Source organism: Muribaculum sp. NM65_B17 (assembly GCF_004793735.1).
GTDB classification, from domain to species: Bacteria; Bacteroidota; Bacteroidia; order Bacteroidales; family Muribaculaceae; genus Muribaculum; species Muribaculum gordoncarteri.
In genome coordinates this window covers 103,741-120,552 of the sequence record NZ_SRYY01000004.1, presented here as the reverse complement: position 1 = coordinate 120,552, position 16,812 = coordinate 103,741, and the positions used below count along the sequence as shown (strand labels likewise).

At 49.7% G+C, this 16,812-nt stretch carries 13 protein-coding genes; 7 read left to right on the top strand and 6 right to left on the bottom strand.

Annotation, left to right across the window (positions count from 1 at the left end):
• Nucleotides 1-24 precede the first annotated feature (24 nt).
• The 6 genes from E5354_RS07235 to E5354_RS07210 are packed head-to-tail and all read right to left on the bottom strand — an operon-like array spanning nucleotide 25 to nucleotide 7,150.
• Nucleotides 25-1,494 carry a hypothetical protein gene (locus E5354_RS07235; protein ID WP_135946943.1) on the bottom strand — a complete coding sequence of 490 codons (1,470 nt, stop codon included), beginning with the start codon at nucleotides 1,492-1,494 and terminating at the stop codon, nucleotides 25-27.
• Between the two features lie 52 nt (nucleotides 1,495-1,546).
• Nucleotides 1,547-2,626 carry a FimB/Mfa2 family fimbrial subunit gene (locus E5354_RS07230; protein WP_135946941.1) on the bottom strand — a complete coding sequence of 360 codons (1,080 nt, stop codon included), beginning with the start codon at nucleotides 2,624-2,626 and terminating at the stop codon, nucleotides 1,547-1,549.
• A complete protein-coding gene (locus tag E5354_RS07225) occupies nucleotides 2,541-2,912 on the bottom strand; it encodes a hypothetical protein (RefSeq protein ID WP_135946939.1) in 372 nt (123 codons plus the stop codon). The genes E5354_RS07230 and E5354_RS07225 overlap by 86 nt, the downstream gene beginning before the upstream one ends.
• Nucleotides 2,913-2,963: 51 nt before the next feature.
• On the bottom strand, nucleotides 2,964-5,060 hold the full coding sequence (locus tag E5354_RS07220; protein WP_135946937.1) for a fimbria major subunit: 2,097 nt from the start codon (nucleotides 5,058-5,060) through the stop codon (nucleotides 2,964-2,966).
• Nucleotides 5,061-5,118: 58 nt separating this feature from the next.
• Complete coding sequence (locus E5354_RS07215; RefSeq protein WP_246863761.1) at nucleotides 5,119-6,516, bottom strand: hypothetical protein; 1,398 nt, start codon at nucleotides 6,514-6,516, stop codon at nucleotides 5,119-5,121.
• A 49-nt stretch (nucleotides 6,517-6,565) separates the two neighbouring features.
• On the bottom strand, nucleotides 6,566-7,150 hold the full coding sequence (locus E5354_RS07210) for a DUF3575 domain-containing protein (protein ID WP_135946935.1): 585 nt from the start codon (nucleotides 7,148-7,150) through the stop codon (nucleotides 6,566-6,568).
• 647 nt (nucleotides 7,151-7,797) lie between these two features.
• Here E5354_RS07210 and E5354_RS07205 point away from each other — a divergent pair.
• From E5354_RS07205 to E5354_RS07175, 7 genes are all read left to right on the top strand, one after another.
• Nucleotides 7,798-7,995 (top strand): DUF3575 domain-containing protein, encoded by a 198-nt coding sequence (locus E5354_RS07205; protein ID WP_135946933.1) that lies wholly within the window; start codon nucleotides 7,798-7,800, stop codon nucleotides 7,993-7,995.
• Between the two features lie 109 nt (nucleotides 7,996-8,104).
• Entirely contained in the window at nucleotides 8,105-8,680 is a 576-nt protein-coding gene (locus tag E5354_RS07200; protein WP_123394798.1) for a DUF3575 domain-containing protein, read from the top strand.
• Between the two features lie 13 nt (nucleotides 8,681-8,693).
• On the top strand, nucleotides 8,694-10,184 hold the full coding sequence (locus tag E5354_RS07195; protein WP_123394797.1) for a DUF3868 domain-containing protein: 1,491 nt from the start codon (nucleotides 8,694-8,696) through the stop codon (nucleotides 10,182-10,184).
• Nucleotides 10,185-10,237: 53 nt separating this feature from the next.
• Entirely contained in the window at nucleotides 10,238-11,410 is a 1,173-nt protein-coding gene (locus E5354_RS07190; protein ID WP_135946932.1) for a fimbrial protein, read from the top strand.
• 157 nt (nucleotides 11,411-11,567) lie between these two features.
• Nucleotides 11,568-12,518 (top strand): FimB/Mfa2 family fimbrial subunit, encoded by a 951-nt coding sequence (locus E5354_RS07185; protein ID WP_123394795.1) that lies wholly within the window; start codon nucleotides 11,568-11,570, stop codon nucleotides 12,516-12,518.
• 19 nt (nucleotides 12,519-12,537) lie between these two features.
• Entirely contained in the window at nucleotides 12,538-15,039 is a 2,502-nt protein-coding gene (locus E5354_RS07180) for a hypothetical protein (protein WP_135946930.1), read from the top strand.
• A gap of 244 nt (nucleotides 15,040-15,283) precedes the next feature.
• Nucleotides 15,284-16,717, top strand: a complete 1,434-nt coding sequence (locus E5354_RS07175) for an alpha-amylase family glycosyl hydrolase (RefSeq protein ID WP_123394793.1) — start codon at nucleotides 15,284-15,286, stop codon at nucleotides 16,715-16,717.
• Nucleotides 16,718-16,812 lie beyond the last annotated feature (95 nt).

Genomic DNA, 16,812 nt, shown 5'->3' with positions numbered 1-16,812 from the left:
TTATAATCAGTATGTATTTGTAGATTAATTAAATGTAGGGATGTCGACCGTGCGATTGTCCCAGTCACACACAGTGTAGCCCACCTCGATTATATTGGCTTCGCTGTTAACGCCGGTAATCTCGTAGCGGTAGATGTGGTTGCGCAGCAGGAAGTCGATTCCATCGCCTACGACTTGTCCGTTGCTATAGTCTGCAAGTTTCATTTTGAATATCGGTGAGTCGTCCATTCCTCCGGAATTGGGGTTGCTGACCGTCACCTCGATAAAGGGGTAGCGTTCATATTCATGGTCCATTACTCCTACCAATGCTTTTGAGTACTCTACCACATATCCCGACCACACGATGCACTTGTCGGCGCGCAGGGCTGTGGCATCGTCATCTTCGGAAAAGGTGATTTCGGGTCCTTTAACATCATCCATGAGCGGGGTTCCGTCATCGTTGTATATGGGCCTACCGAAATTATCGGTTTTTTGTTGCGCTCCTGTCACCGGGAAATTGTATCCCGATTTTGGCGAGATTGTGGGGAGGCTGACATCGCCCGATGAATCCATGCTCCATTCGCCTGCTGCGGTGCTCCAGTTCCCGTTGTTGATATAGGGCATTATTGTTCCGCTGTTGTACCATCCGAAGAGCTCGACTTTGTCGACATGGAACCGGTTGGCATTGGATGCGGGGTCAAATGTCCCCGTGACATCGATTCGGTCGATCACCTCGATTTTAGCCATTGCGCGGAGCATATCTATGGTTTTGCCATTGGCATTTTCGTCGGAGAGGTAGACAGGAACATCGTAGGTCGACTCCTTAAGCTGCGTGGCCGATACGGTGAATTTCTGTAGTCCGGCCATGGGGATAAGGCGATTTTCATCGATGGAGGGAGTCCAGGGGCGATATTCACCTCCGGGGCCTCCGAGATAATAGCCTACAGGCTGATTGAACGTTACACGTTGTGCGGCGATGTCGTCGATGGTGGTCACGCCGGGGGTGAAGCCGGGGTATTGGCCGTCGAGGCCGGTTGAGTGGCTGTTGGCGATGACCATGATGTAGAAGTCGATTTGGTCGCGGTCGGCCTTTACGGCTTCGTCAAAGTAGGGTTCGGTGATTGATGCCTTGATTGTGTAATAAGTGTACTGAACATCGTCTTTGCCGGTTATTTCGGGAAAGATGGGTCGCAGGAGCTTGCGGTCGGCATCGAAGAGCAGAAACTGGCAGTCGGCCGTGTTAATGTAGTTTTCGGCGGGTGAGCCTTGGAGGTCGTCATAGCAGTCATCGCCGGCGCGCGACAGCAGTGAGCCTTCGGTCGTGTCGCCGTCGGCACGCGACTGCTGCGCTTCGCGCGAGGCGGCGGGGTTGTAGGTCATCACTGTAAACTGCAGCGTCACCTTTGTGCCATCGTCGCCGTCGCCGGGACATGGTGAGTCCTCGTTGACACAGCCCGTCAGCGTCAGCATCATTGCCGAGGCTGCGGCGAGGAATTTATTGTAAAATCGGGTCATTGATTCAAGTAAAATTTTTTGGGAGTTGATTTTAGCTGTGTCACGTTGTCGATTATAGCTCGGTGTCCTGAGGGGGCACGATGCGCCATCCGTTGATGTAGACTCCGCCGGCTATGTACCAGTTGCGGTTGTCGTCGACGAAAAACATGAGCGAGTAGTTGTCGTTGCGGTCGAGGTATTCCTGATTGCTCATCTGCCGGTTGTATTCGCCCTTGACCATGAGCAGATACTGGATGAGGTTGATGTTTATGATGTCCTCGCCGTCGGAGTTGCGGCGCACTACGAGTCGCTGGGTGCGGGTGTCGATGAGGCGGCCTGTCGACAGCTCGGCGAGGATGCCGTTGGCCTCGGTCAGGGCGCGTGCGGGTGTCGATGAGGCGGCCTGGGCTTCGGGCTTGTCGAGCGATGCCGAGGTGAGTGTCATGGCCCATGGGCGGTAGCTGAACTGCGTTGTCGACACTACCTTGTTGAGGTAGTCGAGCTCGTTGTTGGCTGCCGTGATGTAGAAGCTGAAGTCGTCGGCTTTCATTGTGGTGCCGTCGGTGTTCTGGAGGAGCACCTGCATCACGTTGGTGTCCTTGGTGAGGCTTACGGGGCCGAGCGTCACGTTGCCGTAGGTGTCGGGGAAGTCGACTCCGCGCATGATGCCGTGGTAGAGGGGCACGATGTCACGGTCGACATAGAGGCCTGCATCGGCGGTGCCGTCGAGGGGCATCTTGGCTCCGAGGGTGCTCATGGCGCTTCCGGGGGCGGACGATGCTACTTCAAATGCGGTGGGATTGTCCATGGGTGACTTGCCGGTGGCCCACACGAGGAGATCGTACTTGCCGGGGAGCACTTCCACATCCATGAAGTAGTCGGGCGAGGCGAGTGCGGCGCTGTTGTCGGTCTTGCTCATGACGAGTTGGCCGTTGCGGTCGTAGATGTAGAGGGTCACCGATTTTACTTCGTGGGGAAATGCGTTGGCCCACTTCATGTTCATGTCGTAGGTGAAGGTGACTCGGTAGTGTACCGAGCAGTCGCCCTCGTCGTCATATATGGCGCTGTCACACGACGACAGCGACCCGAAGGCGATAACGCCCCATAGCAAGGTGATGATGCCCGTCAGGTGTCGGATGCAAGTAAGTTTCATAACGGTTGGTCAATGTTATATCGTTGTTGTTTTTGTTTTGTCGTTGTTGTGGGGCGTTTCCGCCTTTATATTGTTGTGGGCCTCGGTTGAGCGGGGCCTCGTTGTTGTCGTTGTTGGGTGGAGTCGATGCTTGTGCTTCGGCTTCGTTTGCGGCCTTGGTGAGGGCTGCGAGTTGCTTCCGGGTTTCGGGGAGAGGTTGCTTGCGCTGAGAGAGAAAAAGCGGAGGGGAGCCCCGGAGGGACTTCGGGAGGAAGCCTCCTGAAGGCTCCCCTCTGCTGAATATCAAATCATTTTACCATTTTATTTGTTGCGTGACAAGTCACGCGAAATAGGCCGATTAGAGGATAACGCCTTGTGCAGGCACAACGCGCCAAGAAAGGATGTTAAGACGAGCGGCGATCCAGTAGCTCTCGGGGTCCATCGGGGGTACGATGGGCTGATCATCGCTGCGAAGACCGGTGCCAAGACCCTTGATTTCTGTTACATTAAGAGTATAAACATGGTTGCGGACAACACCGAAGTCACCACGACGCATATTTCCCCAATTGTAAACATTAGCGCTACCGGCTTCAGCTCCTTCTATATCGGTAAGAGGGCCGTTGGCTGCAGTTACATTTTTACCATATCCAAGGTGACGGATAGGAATTGAGAAGAATGCAAGGCCGTTGTGGAACATCTGAGCAGTTGAAACGGTCTTCCAAAGAAGACGGTTAGCTTCATCGATATTGTCTGCATCTATAAGTTCTATTGTTCCATTATTGTTAAAGAATAAAGATTGTCCTTCGGGTACGGCGCTAAGTTGCAGTGTAACCAAACGTCCGGGAACATTTTCCTTTACAACCTCATCCTCTTCACCTTCATTTTCTGCCGGAATAGTGACTTGGCGAACTGATGCTTTGGGATGCTCAACTACAAAGAGATTAGCTGTTGTTGCAGGATTTGTACACGCATTATCAGTAAATATTACTAACTGATTTTCAATCATAGCATCTTTGATGTCTGATGTAGTATAGTAATTGGGGCGGCCATTAAATACTCCGTATAAGTAGAAATCACCATTTGCTGCTTCTCCTTCAAGTTTGTAATTACCTACTATCACAGCCGAAGCAACGACAGCCTTGCTGTTCATAGCAGCATTCTTGATGTTATCTATAGAGGCTGTTGTTTCACGAGAATAGAAGTATCCTGAAGATGGAACATTTGTTGTTCCTCCGGCATTATAGCTTCCAGGATTAGCATTGAAACCATTAGTTGGGTCCCATGTAATACCGGCTTCGGCAGGATTTTCGTTAGATTCTATACCATTCACAAATTCGGTGTAATTAAAATATTTAAGAGCATAAGGATAAGCTCCGCCATTATCAGTTACATCGGTGATGTTATCAGAAACTTTGGGATAGGCATTTGCAAAATAAGAGGGAGAGCATGCCCAATAGCTACGGAAGTTGTCAGGATCGTTCCATCCGGTCAAACCCTCACCAGGCATACCTGAATTGGCGAATGCAGTTGTCATATCCTGGAATGAAGCTGTATTTGTGGGGTCGAGAGGGAGCTGTTTTCCGGTAGAGAATGCCTTAGTGACGAATGTTTTCATGTCAATGGCATTCGGGCGCCAGCATTTAGGAGTGAAAATGATATTCTTTGGAACCCAGTTATCGCCGTCTTTAACGTTTACAGCATAGGGCTTGATAGCTGCAGGAAGCATATTCAATCCAATTTTTGCAGCATAACGTTCAACATAAATCTGAAGTACGCCGGCTGCTTCAGGATCAGCAGCTTTTACTGCGTCATCAGCCTCACCCGGAGTTTTGAACAATTGGCTTTCAATGATGGGGGTAGCCATCATGCGAACATTTTTTGCTCCTGAAATAGGATTGTTGCCATAATAAACGGAGTTGCTCATTGCAAATTTTCCGTTTGTTCCGGCTCCTTTTATGCGAACACGAGTATCGGCTTCAACTTCAGCTAAAGTCATACGGTCAATGCCTGTTTTGTCAATAGGATTGACATAGCACATTACATAAGAAGGAATTGTTTGTCCCTGAGTAAGCTCAACGGGGATTACCGAACTCCAGAAGCGAGTTACATTTGCATCGGTATAGCTGTCAGTCCATCCATTTGCCAATTTTTCATCTGTAATGGTTTTCATTGTAGCAGTGGGATTGCCTGCACCATCATAGAATACAAAGATAATTTCATCTACTTCGCTCTCATTCTTAGAGCCGTCATCAAAATTGTCTGTAGGAGCATCACCAGCTGCACGGCTACCTGCAACTGAAGGAGTGCTGATTGCGACAGAAAGATAGCGGGTTTGGTCAACCTCTGCCACGCCATTGTCGATACCTTTGTCAAGGTCATCGTCGGAACATGCTGTTACAGCGCCGCCCATTGCCAAGGCGGCAAGTGCTCCGAAAAGAAAGTTAATTTTTTTCATTGCAATTAATTATAAAAAGTGATTAAACAAATATTAATTTTCACACACTGTGATTAGATCAGTCAATAAGTTTGAGTTCGCGCAGGCGATCGATTGCAGCCTGAGCCTCGGCAACACCCTTGGCGCCCTGAAGCAGCTCCACGGCGCGGGTGTAGTTGCCGGCCTTTGCTTCAAGGATTCCGCGCGCATAGTCGGCCTCGGGCGATTTGCCGGCCTTGGCGAGATAGGCGCGTGCCATGTCAAGCTCGTCGTGGCCTATGGCGGTGAGTCCGGCGTTAAGATTGGCTACGGGCGAGTCGGGATACATTCTCACTGCCACCTCCATAACTTCCTGGAACTCGGGCGAGTCCTTGTCGAGGCTCTGTGCGAGGCGGAAGAGCTCTTCAAGCGACAGCTTCTGCGGAGCCGAGGCCATCACTGCGGCTATTTCCTCGACGGTGGTGTAGTTGCGGATGTTGTAGTTGACGGCGTAGTCGCTGTGACGGAGCGCGGGATACACCTCCTTGAGCAGGAATGCATACTGCTCGGGGAAGCGCGACTTTAGCCGCCACTCGCGGGCGTCGGGGGCGAGGCTGTTGTCGGTGATCAGGGCGAGAATGTCGTCGCGGTCGGCGAGGGTCGACTTCTTCACGTAGTCGACGAGTCCCTGCCAGTCCTCGGCCTCCCACGATGTGGTCATGAGCCCTGCGGGGAAGCTGTAGAGGTTGCGCACATAGTCGACGAGAGCCTCGGTGCGGCCCTTGGCGAGCCGCTCGTTGTTGGCGTAGGGGCCTTCGGGCGAGGCGTAGCCCTTGATCGATAGCGATGTGATGGTCACGTCCTTGTCGCCCTTGATAGCGTCGATTGTGGCGCGTATTGCGGCAAGCTCCTCGGGGTTGCGGCGGTAGCCGGGGTCGATGTCGGTGCGGTTGACGCGGAAGTCGATGTAGGCCGATCCGTGGATTTCACGTGTCTTCACGGCCTCGGCGGCGGGCTTCACGTAGACCATGAGGGGCTCAAATGTCTGCGGGGTGAAGTCGAGCCGGGCGAGCTCGCTTGATGACGATGCCTCGAGTGCGTCGCCGCAGCAACCGTCGACATCGCGCTCAAGGGTGAGCGTCGACATCTCCATCCAGTCGGCGTAGGGCACTACCTCGGAGTAGGCGTAGGGATTGCCCTTGCCCGAGCGCAGCATCACGTAGGGGGCGTTGTTGCCGTCGGCGCGCAGGTGCTGGTAGTAGCGTGTGCGTCCGGCCACAATTACGGGTCGCAGTCGCAGCGAGTCGACACCGTTGGTAATCACGGGACGCAGCCACTCCTCGCGGTTGGATCGCGAGGTCACCTGCTGGGGGTCGACTGTCATGTTGACGATGAGGTTGCTCTCGGAGCGTTCGACATTTATGTCGCTTACCGGGTCGGCTGCTGCTGCCGACAGAGCGCAGGCAGCCAGTGCCAAGTTCAATATAATCTGCTTCATAATCAGCTGAATAGTGGAAATGGTTGTGATGAAGTGGGGGGTGTTGAATTTAAAATACGTAGACCAGGTTGATTGCGGCCTTTGTGGGGCCTACGTAGTTGTGGGAGCGTCCGGTGTTGACGCGACGGCCGCATCCGGCACACTCAAATGTGTCAAACTTCGTGTAAATCCAACCCACACCCAGCTCGGCCTCGATGTTGAAGTGACGGCTCAGAATCCACGAGTAGCCGTAGGCCACGCCGAGTCCGCCATACCATCCCTGGTAGCGGTGGTCCTTGAGGTTTTTGAGATTGGTTCCGAGGAAGTTGAGGCTTCCCATGTCGATGTGTCCCACATTGTACTGTCCGCCAAGTGCGTGGGCTGCTACAAAGTGTCCTGCCATAGCGTCACAGAACCAGTAGCGAGCCTCGGGCTGCACCATCCAGTGCTTCCACTTCTTGCCATGATCGAGAGTCCATGCGTTGAAATTACCCGAAAGGTCGATCGACCATCGGGGGGCAATTTTGGCCTCGGCACCGAGATTGACTGTGAGGAGTGCGTCATAGACGAGATTGGTCTTGAGTGCTATCTCCTGAGCCTTCATGGTGTGTGTAGAAGCCAGTAGTGCAAATAGCAAAAAAATGATTCTTCTCATTTTTATATTACATTTTCAAAAAATAACTTACGATATGTTGGTCAAATTGCGACGAAAATCCGGGATATTGCCCTTGTTATCAAACGATTAGATATGGGCTTTAAATTAACATCCGAGAGAGAGTTACAATTTACGATTACCAAGCATCTCTTGCTTAGAGAGGAACATCCGTCATAATTACCTATATATCAATAAATTATAGGGAGGGGTAATTTCCAACTGTCAATACGGAAATCAAATTGTACAATTAACAATATGTAAATTTTTGTGTGTTAAATTTAATCTAAATACTTGTTTATATCAGCGTTAATGCCTATTTTTGCCGTTACTTAAGTATCTCTAAGCAAGAGTGACTCATGGCCCAAAAATTTTTTCTTTCGGGGATGAAATATTTTTCTCTTAAATTTTCACAGAAAATCGTATATTAAAATTGTTAAAAGCCAAAATCGGGCACCTGCTATGTAATCACACACTTTCCAACGGTCTAAATTATTGGTTGGCAATGAAAAAAGTTACTTAAGTATCTCTAAGCAAGAGATGCTTGGTGGTCGTAAATTGTTTTGTTTTTTACACATTAGTCGATTGCAAACCAATCATCTGATCTATACACGGTTATTGTTATTCATTCTTGAAAAATGTAAATAAAAATGCGGAAATTTATTTTTTTGCTATTTGCGCTACTGGCTTCGACACATACCATGAAGGCTCAGGAGGTGGCATTAAAGACCAATCTCGTCTATGACGCACTCCTCACCGTCAATCTCGGTGCCGAAGTTCAGCTCGCTCCCCGCTGGTCGCTCGACCTCTCGGGCAATCAGCTATGTTCCCGATTCAAAATGCACTAAGCAACCGTCTTTGCCCTTGGCAAGGATGCGCGTTGTCATGTCGTTCTGTGACATGACAAGTACCTGTGAGTGGGTAATACAAAAGTGATATCTCAATAAGAAGTATTATATGAAAAGATTAATTTTCGGTGTTTTTCTTGCAATTTGTTGGTGTGCGAACGCCCTCAACGCGCAGGATATCGCATTGAAGACCAATCTTCTGTATTGGTCAAGTACTACGCCTAACCTTGGCATGGAATTCGGTCTTGGTAAGCACTCCACCTTTAACATCGCGGGTGGCTACAATCCGTGGACTCTCGACAAGGATAGCAACAAGAAGTTGAAGCATTGGATGGTGATGCCTGAGTACCGTTATTGGCTTTGTGAACGCTTCAACGGACATTTCTTCGGCGTTAACACAGGCTATGTCTATTACAATGTCAGCGGAATCAGGATTCCGTTTCGCAGCAAGTCGACTAAGGATCATCGCTATCAGGGCTGGGCTACAGGCGCAGGCATCTCCTACGGCTACTCCTGGCTTCTGGGCAAGCGCTGGAATATTGAGGCCAATATCGGCATAGGCTATGTCTACACGAAGTTTGACCAATATGATTGTGCCACATGCGGTGCTTTCAAGGCAAGCCGTCATAAACACTATTTCGGGCCTACCAATGCGGGCATCTCTTTGATATACATTATTAAATAACAGTGTAACGATAATGAAATACATATATTTATCCATAATTCTTCTGATATTGGGATTCGGCCACCTGACTCTTCAGGCCGACAATGCCGCGGGCTATCTGAACGATATCGACATAAGCAACCGCGAGGTTTCCCGACAGAATCGGGAAGTCAGGCTCAAAATGGTTGTCGACCTCAGTAGGCTTAAGATGCGCACCCAGCAGTCGGTGGCGCTGATTCCGGTGCTGATGTCGAACGACGGAAGCCGTGAGGCGGCGTTCCCCGCGTTGGTAATCGACGGACGCACGCGCTACAAGATGTATCAGCGAGCCAAGCAGATCAAGAGTGTCGACATGCCGCCCTATCACGACGGAACCGCAAAGGCGGTGATATACCGCAAGAACGGACAGCAGCAAAGCTATGACTATCAGGCGGCGTTGCCCTATGAGCCATGGATGCTTGGTGGACGCATTGAGCTGCGAGAGGTGGTGTACGGTTGCGCCAACTGCAAGGAGGGGCACGCCGAGCAGGCAATGGCCGAGGGCGACAAGGCCTTGGCGCCATTTACTCCCGACTACCGCGTGAGCAAGGCTGTCGTGGCACCCGAACCGGTGAAGGAGAGAGCTGAAACTCGCACGGCACGACTCCAGTTCCGTCAGAACAGCTCTAACATTGATCCCGACTTCAAGGATAACAGGCAGGAGCTCGACAACGTGGTTGCTTCAATCAACATGGTCGACGGCAATCCCGACCTCACGATAACCGGCATCTATATCACAGGCTATGCCTCGCCCGAGGGATCGGAGGCCTACAACCTGAAGCTTTCGCAGACACGCGCCGACGCGCTGGCTGCTTACATGAAGGAAAACACCAGTGTCGACCACTCGCTGTGGCATGTCACCGGTGTAGGCGAGGACTGGGAAGGACTGCGTAAGGAGGTCATGAAGCATCCCCGACTGCTTAAGGTGGACGAGGTGCTGAAAATAATCGATGACTGCGACGGCGACCGCGATGACTGCGAGGCGAAGCTGAAGAATCTCGTTCCCCCTGAAATATATCAGCGACTGCTCAACGAAATGTACGGGCCGTTGCGCCGCAACGAGTACCGTGTAGAGTACAATGTGTGCAACTTCGACATCGACGAGGCAAAGAAGCAGCTTAAGACACGCCCCGACCTCCTGAGCGTGGACGAGATATACAAGGTGGCCGACTCCTACGGCGAAGGCACCGACGGCTATCGCGAGGCCATTCTCACATCGGCTCGCATCTATCCCGACGATGCGTCGGTGGTGGTCAATGCGGCACGTATGGAAATGGAGCAAGGTAATGTTGCCGGAGCGATAAAGCTGCTTGAGGGCTCGAAGGTCAGCAGCGATCCACAGGTGCTCAATGCGCTCGGCGTGGCCTATGCCCGCAACGGGCAGCTCGACAAGGCGCGTGAGGCTCTGTCGCGAGCCAAGAATGCCGGATGGGCCGAAGCGGCTGCTAATCTGAGCCAGCTGGAAGGTGTCATGGCTGATTATTGATTTTACCAAATACATATTCATTCCTAATTATTTTTTAACTATTTAAATTTATTATGAAGTTTAACAAATTATTTATGCTGGGATTGCTCGGTTTGACATTCGCAGCATGTAGTAGTGATGACAACGATGCTCAACTTCCCGATAAGGACAGTAAGGTATATGTGTCCCTGTCGATTGGAACTGCCAAGAGTCGTTCATTGGGTGAATCTGCCGTTGGCAAGTATAACACCATTGAAAATCTGAAAATCATGTTCTACGACGGTAGCGAACAGTATGTACCCTATGCATGGGATGACGCTGCACGTGCAAAGGCAATCGAAGATTTGAAATCAGACGCTCACCAGACAACCATTACTTTGGAAGGTGTACCCGCTTCGGCACAGTCCATATACATCATCGCCAATGAAATGAGCAACAATCCTATTGGAACAGGTACATTGAGCGAGGCCCGTGCAACTAAGATTTTCTTAAAAAACCAATATAAGGAAGATTTTACCGAGTTTTCAAATGAATCTTCAACCCTTACAGGCTTGACATCTTACTTTGGCAAAGATCTTTCTAAGCCTATCGAGGTTGAATTGGTTCCTATCGCCGCACGTATGGAGGTTAAGAATTTCATCGCAAAGACAGCTCCTGACACTTATCTCGGTAATGACATCGAGAATTTCAATGTATTGGGTATCTACATGAACAATTTCTATACCGAAGGTGAGCTACAGGGCAGCCTTGATGATAATAGACCTCATAAGGATTACGGCAGTGTAGCTGATAATTATACACTTGCTAAATACACAGCAGACGGTTATGATTTCATGTGCAATGAACCTTCTTATGATGCAACCAATGGCAATGCCGTGTCGGCAGCATCAACTACCGTAGGTGAAATCTGGAAAGTGTCGCCTAAGGCTACTACAAAATGGTGGGGCTATTCAGCATTGCGTGGTGTTCCTCCTCACATGGTCATCAAGCTGGATGTTAAATATGCCAATATCGAAGCACGACAAACTCGTTTCTTGACCGTTGCTTCTTACAAGCTTAAGACTCCAAGTGCTGAAGGAAAAGATAAATTGGAATCTATCGAAAGAGGTCACGCTTATCAAATCGAGAATTGCACCTTCGATGCTACTAATCTTACCGAAAATCCTTATGAGGAAGCCGTTACCATAGAAGCTCTTGTAACAGTAGCACAATGGACCGGTGTTCCTATTGAACCTGAATTTAACTAATTAAATTGCCGTAGATTGCTTTTGTAAGCAAAAGTGATTATCTCTGACAAAGCAGAGGCAAGGATGTGCGTCCTTGTTTCATGATGCCATCCTTGCCTCTCTTCTCCTTCTCTTCCATTTTTAATGAATTATTGCATTTATATATAAATCACTTGCGATGAAATATCCATTTAAGACAATACTTCTGTCGGCCTCGTTGCTATGCTTGGCGTCAAGCTGCATCAGGGAAGATCTCTCCGAATGTAACCCCGGAGTCCTGTTGAAGTATGATTACTCGCTAAATCCGGAATCCACCAACCTTTTCGGTGCTGAGGTAGGTAAAGTCACCGTTTATGTTTTTGACGAAAACGGCATTTACTACGATTGCTTTTCCGACGCGGGCAAGCATCTTACCAACGACTGGGAGATGCGGCTGCCTTTACCTCCGGGCAATTACACCACCGTGACATGGGCAGGCCCACTCACGACCTATAGCATCGGCGAGAAAAACGCTGATGAAACGGTATTTCAGAGCGAGCTGAAGAAAGGGGTTACACACATTGACAACTTCATGCTCACTGCCGAGAACAACGGAGAGCCTTTGATTGATCTTGACAACCTTTACCACGGCCTGAAGAAAGTGACTTCCACGTTCAATCCTGAAACGGCCGCCGTGGTCGATTTGATAAAGGACACCAAGCACTTGACCGTTACGGTCGAGGATCAGTCGGTGGGCAGGAATCGGGCCGACGCAACCGATGCTCCCTATGAAGTGTACTGTACGGGCACCAACGCCCGTTACTTGGCCGACAACAGCTTTGGCAAGAAGGCCCGGACCATCATAAATCAGCCATATAACACATATACATCGCCCGGCAAGGCTGTGTCGGAGTTGAATCTGTTGCGATTGGTGATAGGACGCCCGTTTGGGTTGACTGTAAAGAATAAGAACGGAAAGAAAGTCTTTGACAAGGACCTGGTGCAGACCATGATGGCCACCGGTCACTACAACACTCAGGAAGACTTTGACCGTGAACTAAATTATAACGTAGTGGTGAAGATAAGTGAATCTTCTATTGTCATTACGATAAACGGATGGATAGCTGTAGAAATCGAGCCGGATTTATAATATAGAAAATCAACTGACTATGAAATATAAGAACTTCAGATATATCATGCCTGTGATGCTGCTTTTGTGGATGATGTTCACCACAAGTTCATGCGTCAGGGATGAATTTGCCGACGAGTCTGGGTCGGCTGATTGTAGTTCGGTCACTATCAAGGTCAAGATGCCTGAACTGTCGGTGACCGCTCCCGGCTCACGTGCTGTTGCATCGGACTTTGATACAATGGACGATATAAACATATTTATCGCCATAGGCGATGCAATAAGCGACCGCATATACCTGCCCTTTGCCTCTGTCAATGCGAGCGGATATGAAATAGTCCCCGGAGTCACCATTACTTATGAGGATGTCAATGAGTACCGGGAGTTTCATCTCAATTTCACCGACAAATATTGGGAGAATCATCCTGCCATACCTTTAAAGACTTGCCTCATATATGCCGTGGCCAATTGGGGCAGAGCCATAGAACCCAACGATGCAAACACGGTGACGCAGTTGCGAAATCTAAAGACTTCCTCAACAAGCACCGATATAAACGGCAATCCCCACAGCACGGTAGTGATGTCCAACCGAATGTTTGGAGAGATAGAGCGTGACTATACTACGCCCACCGATAAGCCGGGCGAGGTTACTCGTAATGTGGAAATCGAGCTGAATCGTACGGCGGCGATGGTAACGCTGGTCATAGACGGCTCGGGGTTGTACAAAGGCGTGGTGATTGATGTGAAAGATGTGAGTCTGCGCAACGTTCCTGTATATTGCACCATAGGCCGTGAAAACAAAATAACCGCTGAGGCCTCTCCCCTTGTGCCGATAGAAGGTTCGGTAAGCGAGTATGGCGACCGAAAAGGAGGTGCTTTGATATCGGGCGGCTACCGATTGGTGGGAACCGATACACAAAGTTGGACCGATTTTGGAAATGAAATGGGTTATAGGACAACTATAGGCAAGCACTATACCGACGGCGATTACAACGATGTGACAGTACAGCCGCTGTTCCTGTATGAGAACATGCACGGCGGCGATGCTTTCGGTGCCGATGAAACCGACCAGCGCTACAAGCGTCCTGCCGGCGTGGATCGTGACAAGGCCTCAATCGAGGCCAACACCAAGGCATGTTCCTATATCGAAATCAATGCCGACTATATGCGATATGAAGAGTACAATGGCAGTCCTGAGATTCGCGAGAAAGGCACTGCCACATGGCGTTTCTTCCTTGGACGCAATGAGTTCCGCAACTTCGATGTGGAGCGTAATACCCATTATAAGCTTTCTTTGACTCTTTCAGGCACGGGAATTACTGAAAATAACCAGACATGGCGAGTTGACGCTGAAACTAAGACATCGCAGGTTGTCGGAGATGCCAATATGGTTGTCGGCGGTGGCGGCGAGATGTTCTGTGTCGAGTTCACCGGCAACATTTCGGAAATTATGAAAAAAATGAAAATGAGCGGCCCGACAGCTACATTTGTATACGTAAGAGCAAAGCCGAGTAACACTTATGAATGGGCACAGGTATCTAACACCGGTGGAGCCAATGATTTTGAAACTGTTGACGACAAGCAGATGTGGTTCTATGTGCAACCGCTTTTGCCTAATGATAATTCGACCACAGCTAATGAACGTTCTTGTGAAGTTACGTTTTCGGGTGTTGGTAACGGTGGCGATAAGACTGAGGTTGTTGTTAAATTTACACAGTATCGACCTGTTACATTCTCAATCACGCAGGCTGACTTGAATAATTATCCTACTGATGAAAACCTGCTTAAGGCCAAGGCCATGATTGAAAAGTATTATAATCATGACTTTGGCACGGGAAAAGATTTCGTGTTCTATGTCGACCGCGTCGACCGTGATCCCATGCAGTGGGGATTCAATGGTGTGTTGCTCGACAGCAATCAGGACACCGGCTTTGAGAATGTCTACCATCTTATCGACCCAAAACCTGAGGGTGATAATTGTATGGGGCATGTGGAATATGCCAAGAATTATCTGCCTACGGGAAAAGGCTGGAACGATGGCAAGCACATTGATTACTCGCGAGGCAGCTGCATGATGCACGCAGCGATGGAAAACCATTTCCAGCAATATTATCCCTATCCCGGCAATAATGTGTCTGTTTCATCTTTAGTTAATATGACAACGCTTCCCTCTCGTCCTACGCCGGGAACCGGCGCCGCTAATGATTACAGCTACTCATGGTGTGTGCCCTCGATAGTGGGATATCAGGTAATGGAGAAGCTTGATGCGTTCTACAAAGCTCACAACATTAATGACCGCGGATTTGATCCAAAGTATCCTATCACCAAGTGGGTTTCCTACTGGACATCCAATTTCGGTGCATTGGACCTGAAAGACAAATATCCCGAGCTGAATATTGACGGAAGGACACGTTCGTTTGCCTATCAGTTTGATATGGGCTTGGACAAGATAACTGAAAACGACTTGTATCCCGGTTATCTGCTATTGCCCCGCACCTCGATGTTGCGCTATCGACTTATTAACATTCGACCTGAAAATTAACACCTCAATTCCACATAATGACGGATTAAATAATTGATTTGGTGAAAAAGCGGCTTCACGAAGCCGCTTTTTCATTTCCCCCGCTCCTATCGACCAATCACCCATCTATTTTCCGTTGATATTGGCCTTTTTGTCCCCAATTTTATATCGCGCAAATGTTTTTGTTAATTTATTGCTATAAAGCATTGTAGAAAATCGATATAATCGCTATATTTGCGATTACAACTTCAAAAACGGTACAATCATGAGAAAAATTTTATTTTTAGCTTTGGCTGCCGGAGCGGCAGCACTTATCGTAGCGAGTTGCACTACACGTAAAAAAAGTGATGCGGCGCTCGCTCAGGCCGACAGTACCTATACCAATCTTAAACAACCCGATTGGAGCAGGAATGCTGTCATCTATGAAGTAAATCTGCGCCAATACACCGACAGTGGAACAATTACCGCCTTTGAGCGAGAACTTCCGCGATTGAAGGAGCTTGGTGTCGACATTCTGTGGTTCATGCCCATCCATCCCATATCGGTCGACGGCCGCAAGGGAGAGCTTGGCAGCTACTATGCCGTACAGGACTACAAGGCATTCAACCCCGAATTCGGTACAATCGACCAGTTCAAGAAGGTTGTCGACAAGGCACATGACCTCGGCATGAAGGTGATCCTCGACTGGGTCCCCAACCACACAGGCCGCGACAATGCATGGGTGACTGAGCACCCCGACTGGTATGTGAAGGACTCGCTCGGAAACATGGTAGGCCCCTACGACTGGACCGATGTCTACAAACTCGATTACAATAATCCCGAGATGCGTGCCGCAATGGTCGACGCGCTTAAATTCTGGCTCACCGATGTCGATGTCGACGGCTTCCGCTGCGATGTGGCAGGTGAAGTGCCTACCGACTTCTGGGACGAAACCCGCCCGAAGCTCGACGAGGTAAAGGAAGTGTTCATGCTCGCCGAAGCCAGCAAGCCCGAACTTCAGGTCAACGGATTCAACATGGGTTATAACTGGCCCATGAAGGACCTCTTCAGCGAAATCGCGGCCACGCAGGGGCAATACACATTCAAGGGCGAGGACGGCACCGTAAAGACATTTCCCGCCAAGTCGGCTGTGGCAATCGACTCGCTGCTTGAGCGTCAGGCTGAGGAATATCCCACCGACAGCTATCTGATGAACATGATAACCAATCACGACCTCAACTCATGGGAGGGCACCGCACAAGAGCGTCTTGGCAATCTCACCGATGCATTTGCCGTGCTGAGCTACACGCTTCCCGGAATGCCGCTCATATACACAGGTCAGGAAACAGGACTCAACCGCGCATTGGAATTTTTCAAGAAGGATGTGCCTCCCACTTGGGAACCGCGCAACCGCTACTTCGAGTTTTACCAGAAGCTTAACCACCTCAAGCACACCCAGCCCGCTCTGCAGGCCGGAGTACATGGCGGCGAGATAGTGCGTTACCCCACCACGAGCGACGACCTGTACATATTCAGCCGTTCGGTCGACAACACCACCGTCTATGTGTTTACCAACCTTGGCAACAAGACTAAGAACATAACCTATAAGGGCAAGGTTCCCGAAGGAAACGCCACCACGGTCAACTTCTTCACCGGTCAGACCGAGGAGTTCCCCGTCAAGCTCGCCCCCGGTGAATACTACATCTACGTTAATCGCTGATAATGCCTGTTAAATAATAATTGAATCACAGCCCCGTGACAAGGCCGGAACGCCTGCGTCACGGGGCTTTTTTATGCCCGATTTTGTCGATATGC

Bases quoted from the DNA above. Each gene is read 5' to 3' on its own strand.
- E5354_RS07235 (WP_135946943.1), bottom strand. From the start codon at position 1,494: ATGACCCGATTTTACAATAAATTCCTCGCCGCAGCCTCGGCAATGATG.
- E5354_RS07230 (WP_135946941.1), bottom strand. From the start codon at position 2,626: ATGAAACTTACTTGCATCCGACACCTGACGGGCATCATCACCTTGCTA.
- E5354_RS07220 (WP_135946937.1), bottom strand. From the start codon at position 5,060: ATGAAAAAAATTAACTTTCTTTTCGGAGCACTTGCCGCCTTGGCAATG.
- E5354_RS07215 (WP_246863761.1), bottom strand. From the start codon at position 6,516: ATGAAGCAGATTATATTGAACTTGGCACTGGCTGCCTGCGCTCTGTCG.
- E5354_RS07210 (WP_135946935.1), bottom strand. From the start codon at position 7,150: ATGAGAAGAATCATTTTTTTGCTATTTGCACTACTGGCTTCTACACAC.
- E5354_RS07205 (WP_135946933.1), top strand. From the start codon at position 7,798: ATGCGGAAATTTATTTTTTTGCTATTTGCGCTACTGGCTTCGACACAT.
- E5354_RS07200 (WP_123394798.1), top strand. From the start codon at position 8,105: ATGAAAAGATTAATTTTCGGTGTTTTTCTTGCAATTTGTTGGTGTGCG.
- E5354_RS07195 (WP_123394797.1), top strand. From the start codon at position 8,694: ATGAAATACATATATTTATCCATAATTCTTCTGATATTGGGATTCGGC.
- E5354_RS07190 (WP_135946932.1), top strand. From the start codon at position 10,238: ATGAAGTTTAACAAATTATTTATGCTGGGATTGCTCGGTTTGACATTC.
- E5354_RS07185 (WP_123394795.1), top strand. From the start codon at position 11,568: ATGAAATATCCATTTAAGACAATACTTCTGTCGGCCTCGTTGCTATGC.
- E5354_RS07180 (WP_135946930.1), top strand. From the start codon at position 12,538: ATGAAATATAAGAACTTCAGATATATCATGCCTGTGATGCTGCTTTTG.
- E5354_RS07175 (WP_123394793.1), top strand. From the start codon at position 15,284: ATGAGAAAAATTTTATTTTTAGCTTTGGCTGCCGGAGCGGCAGCACTT.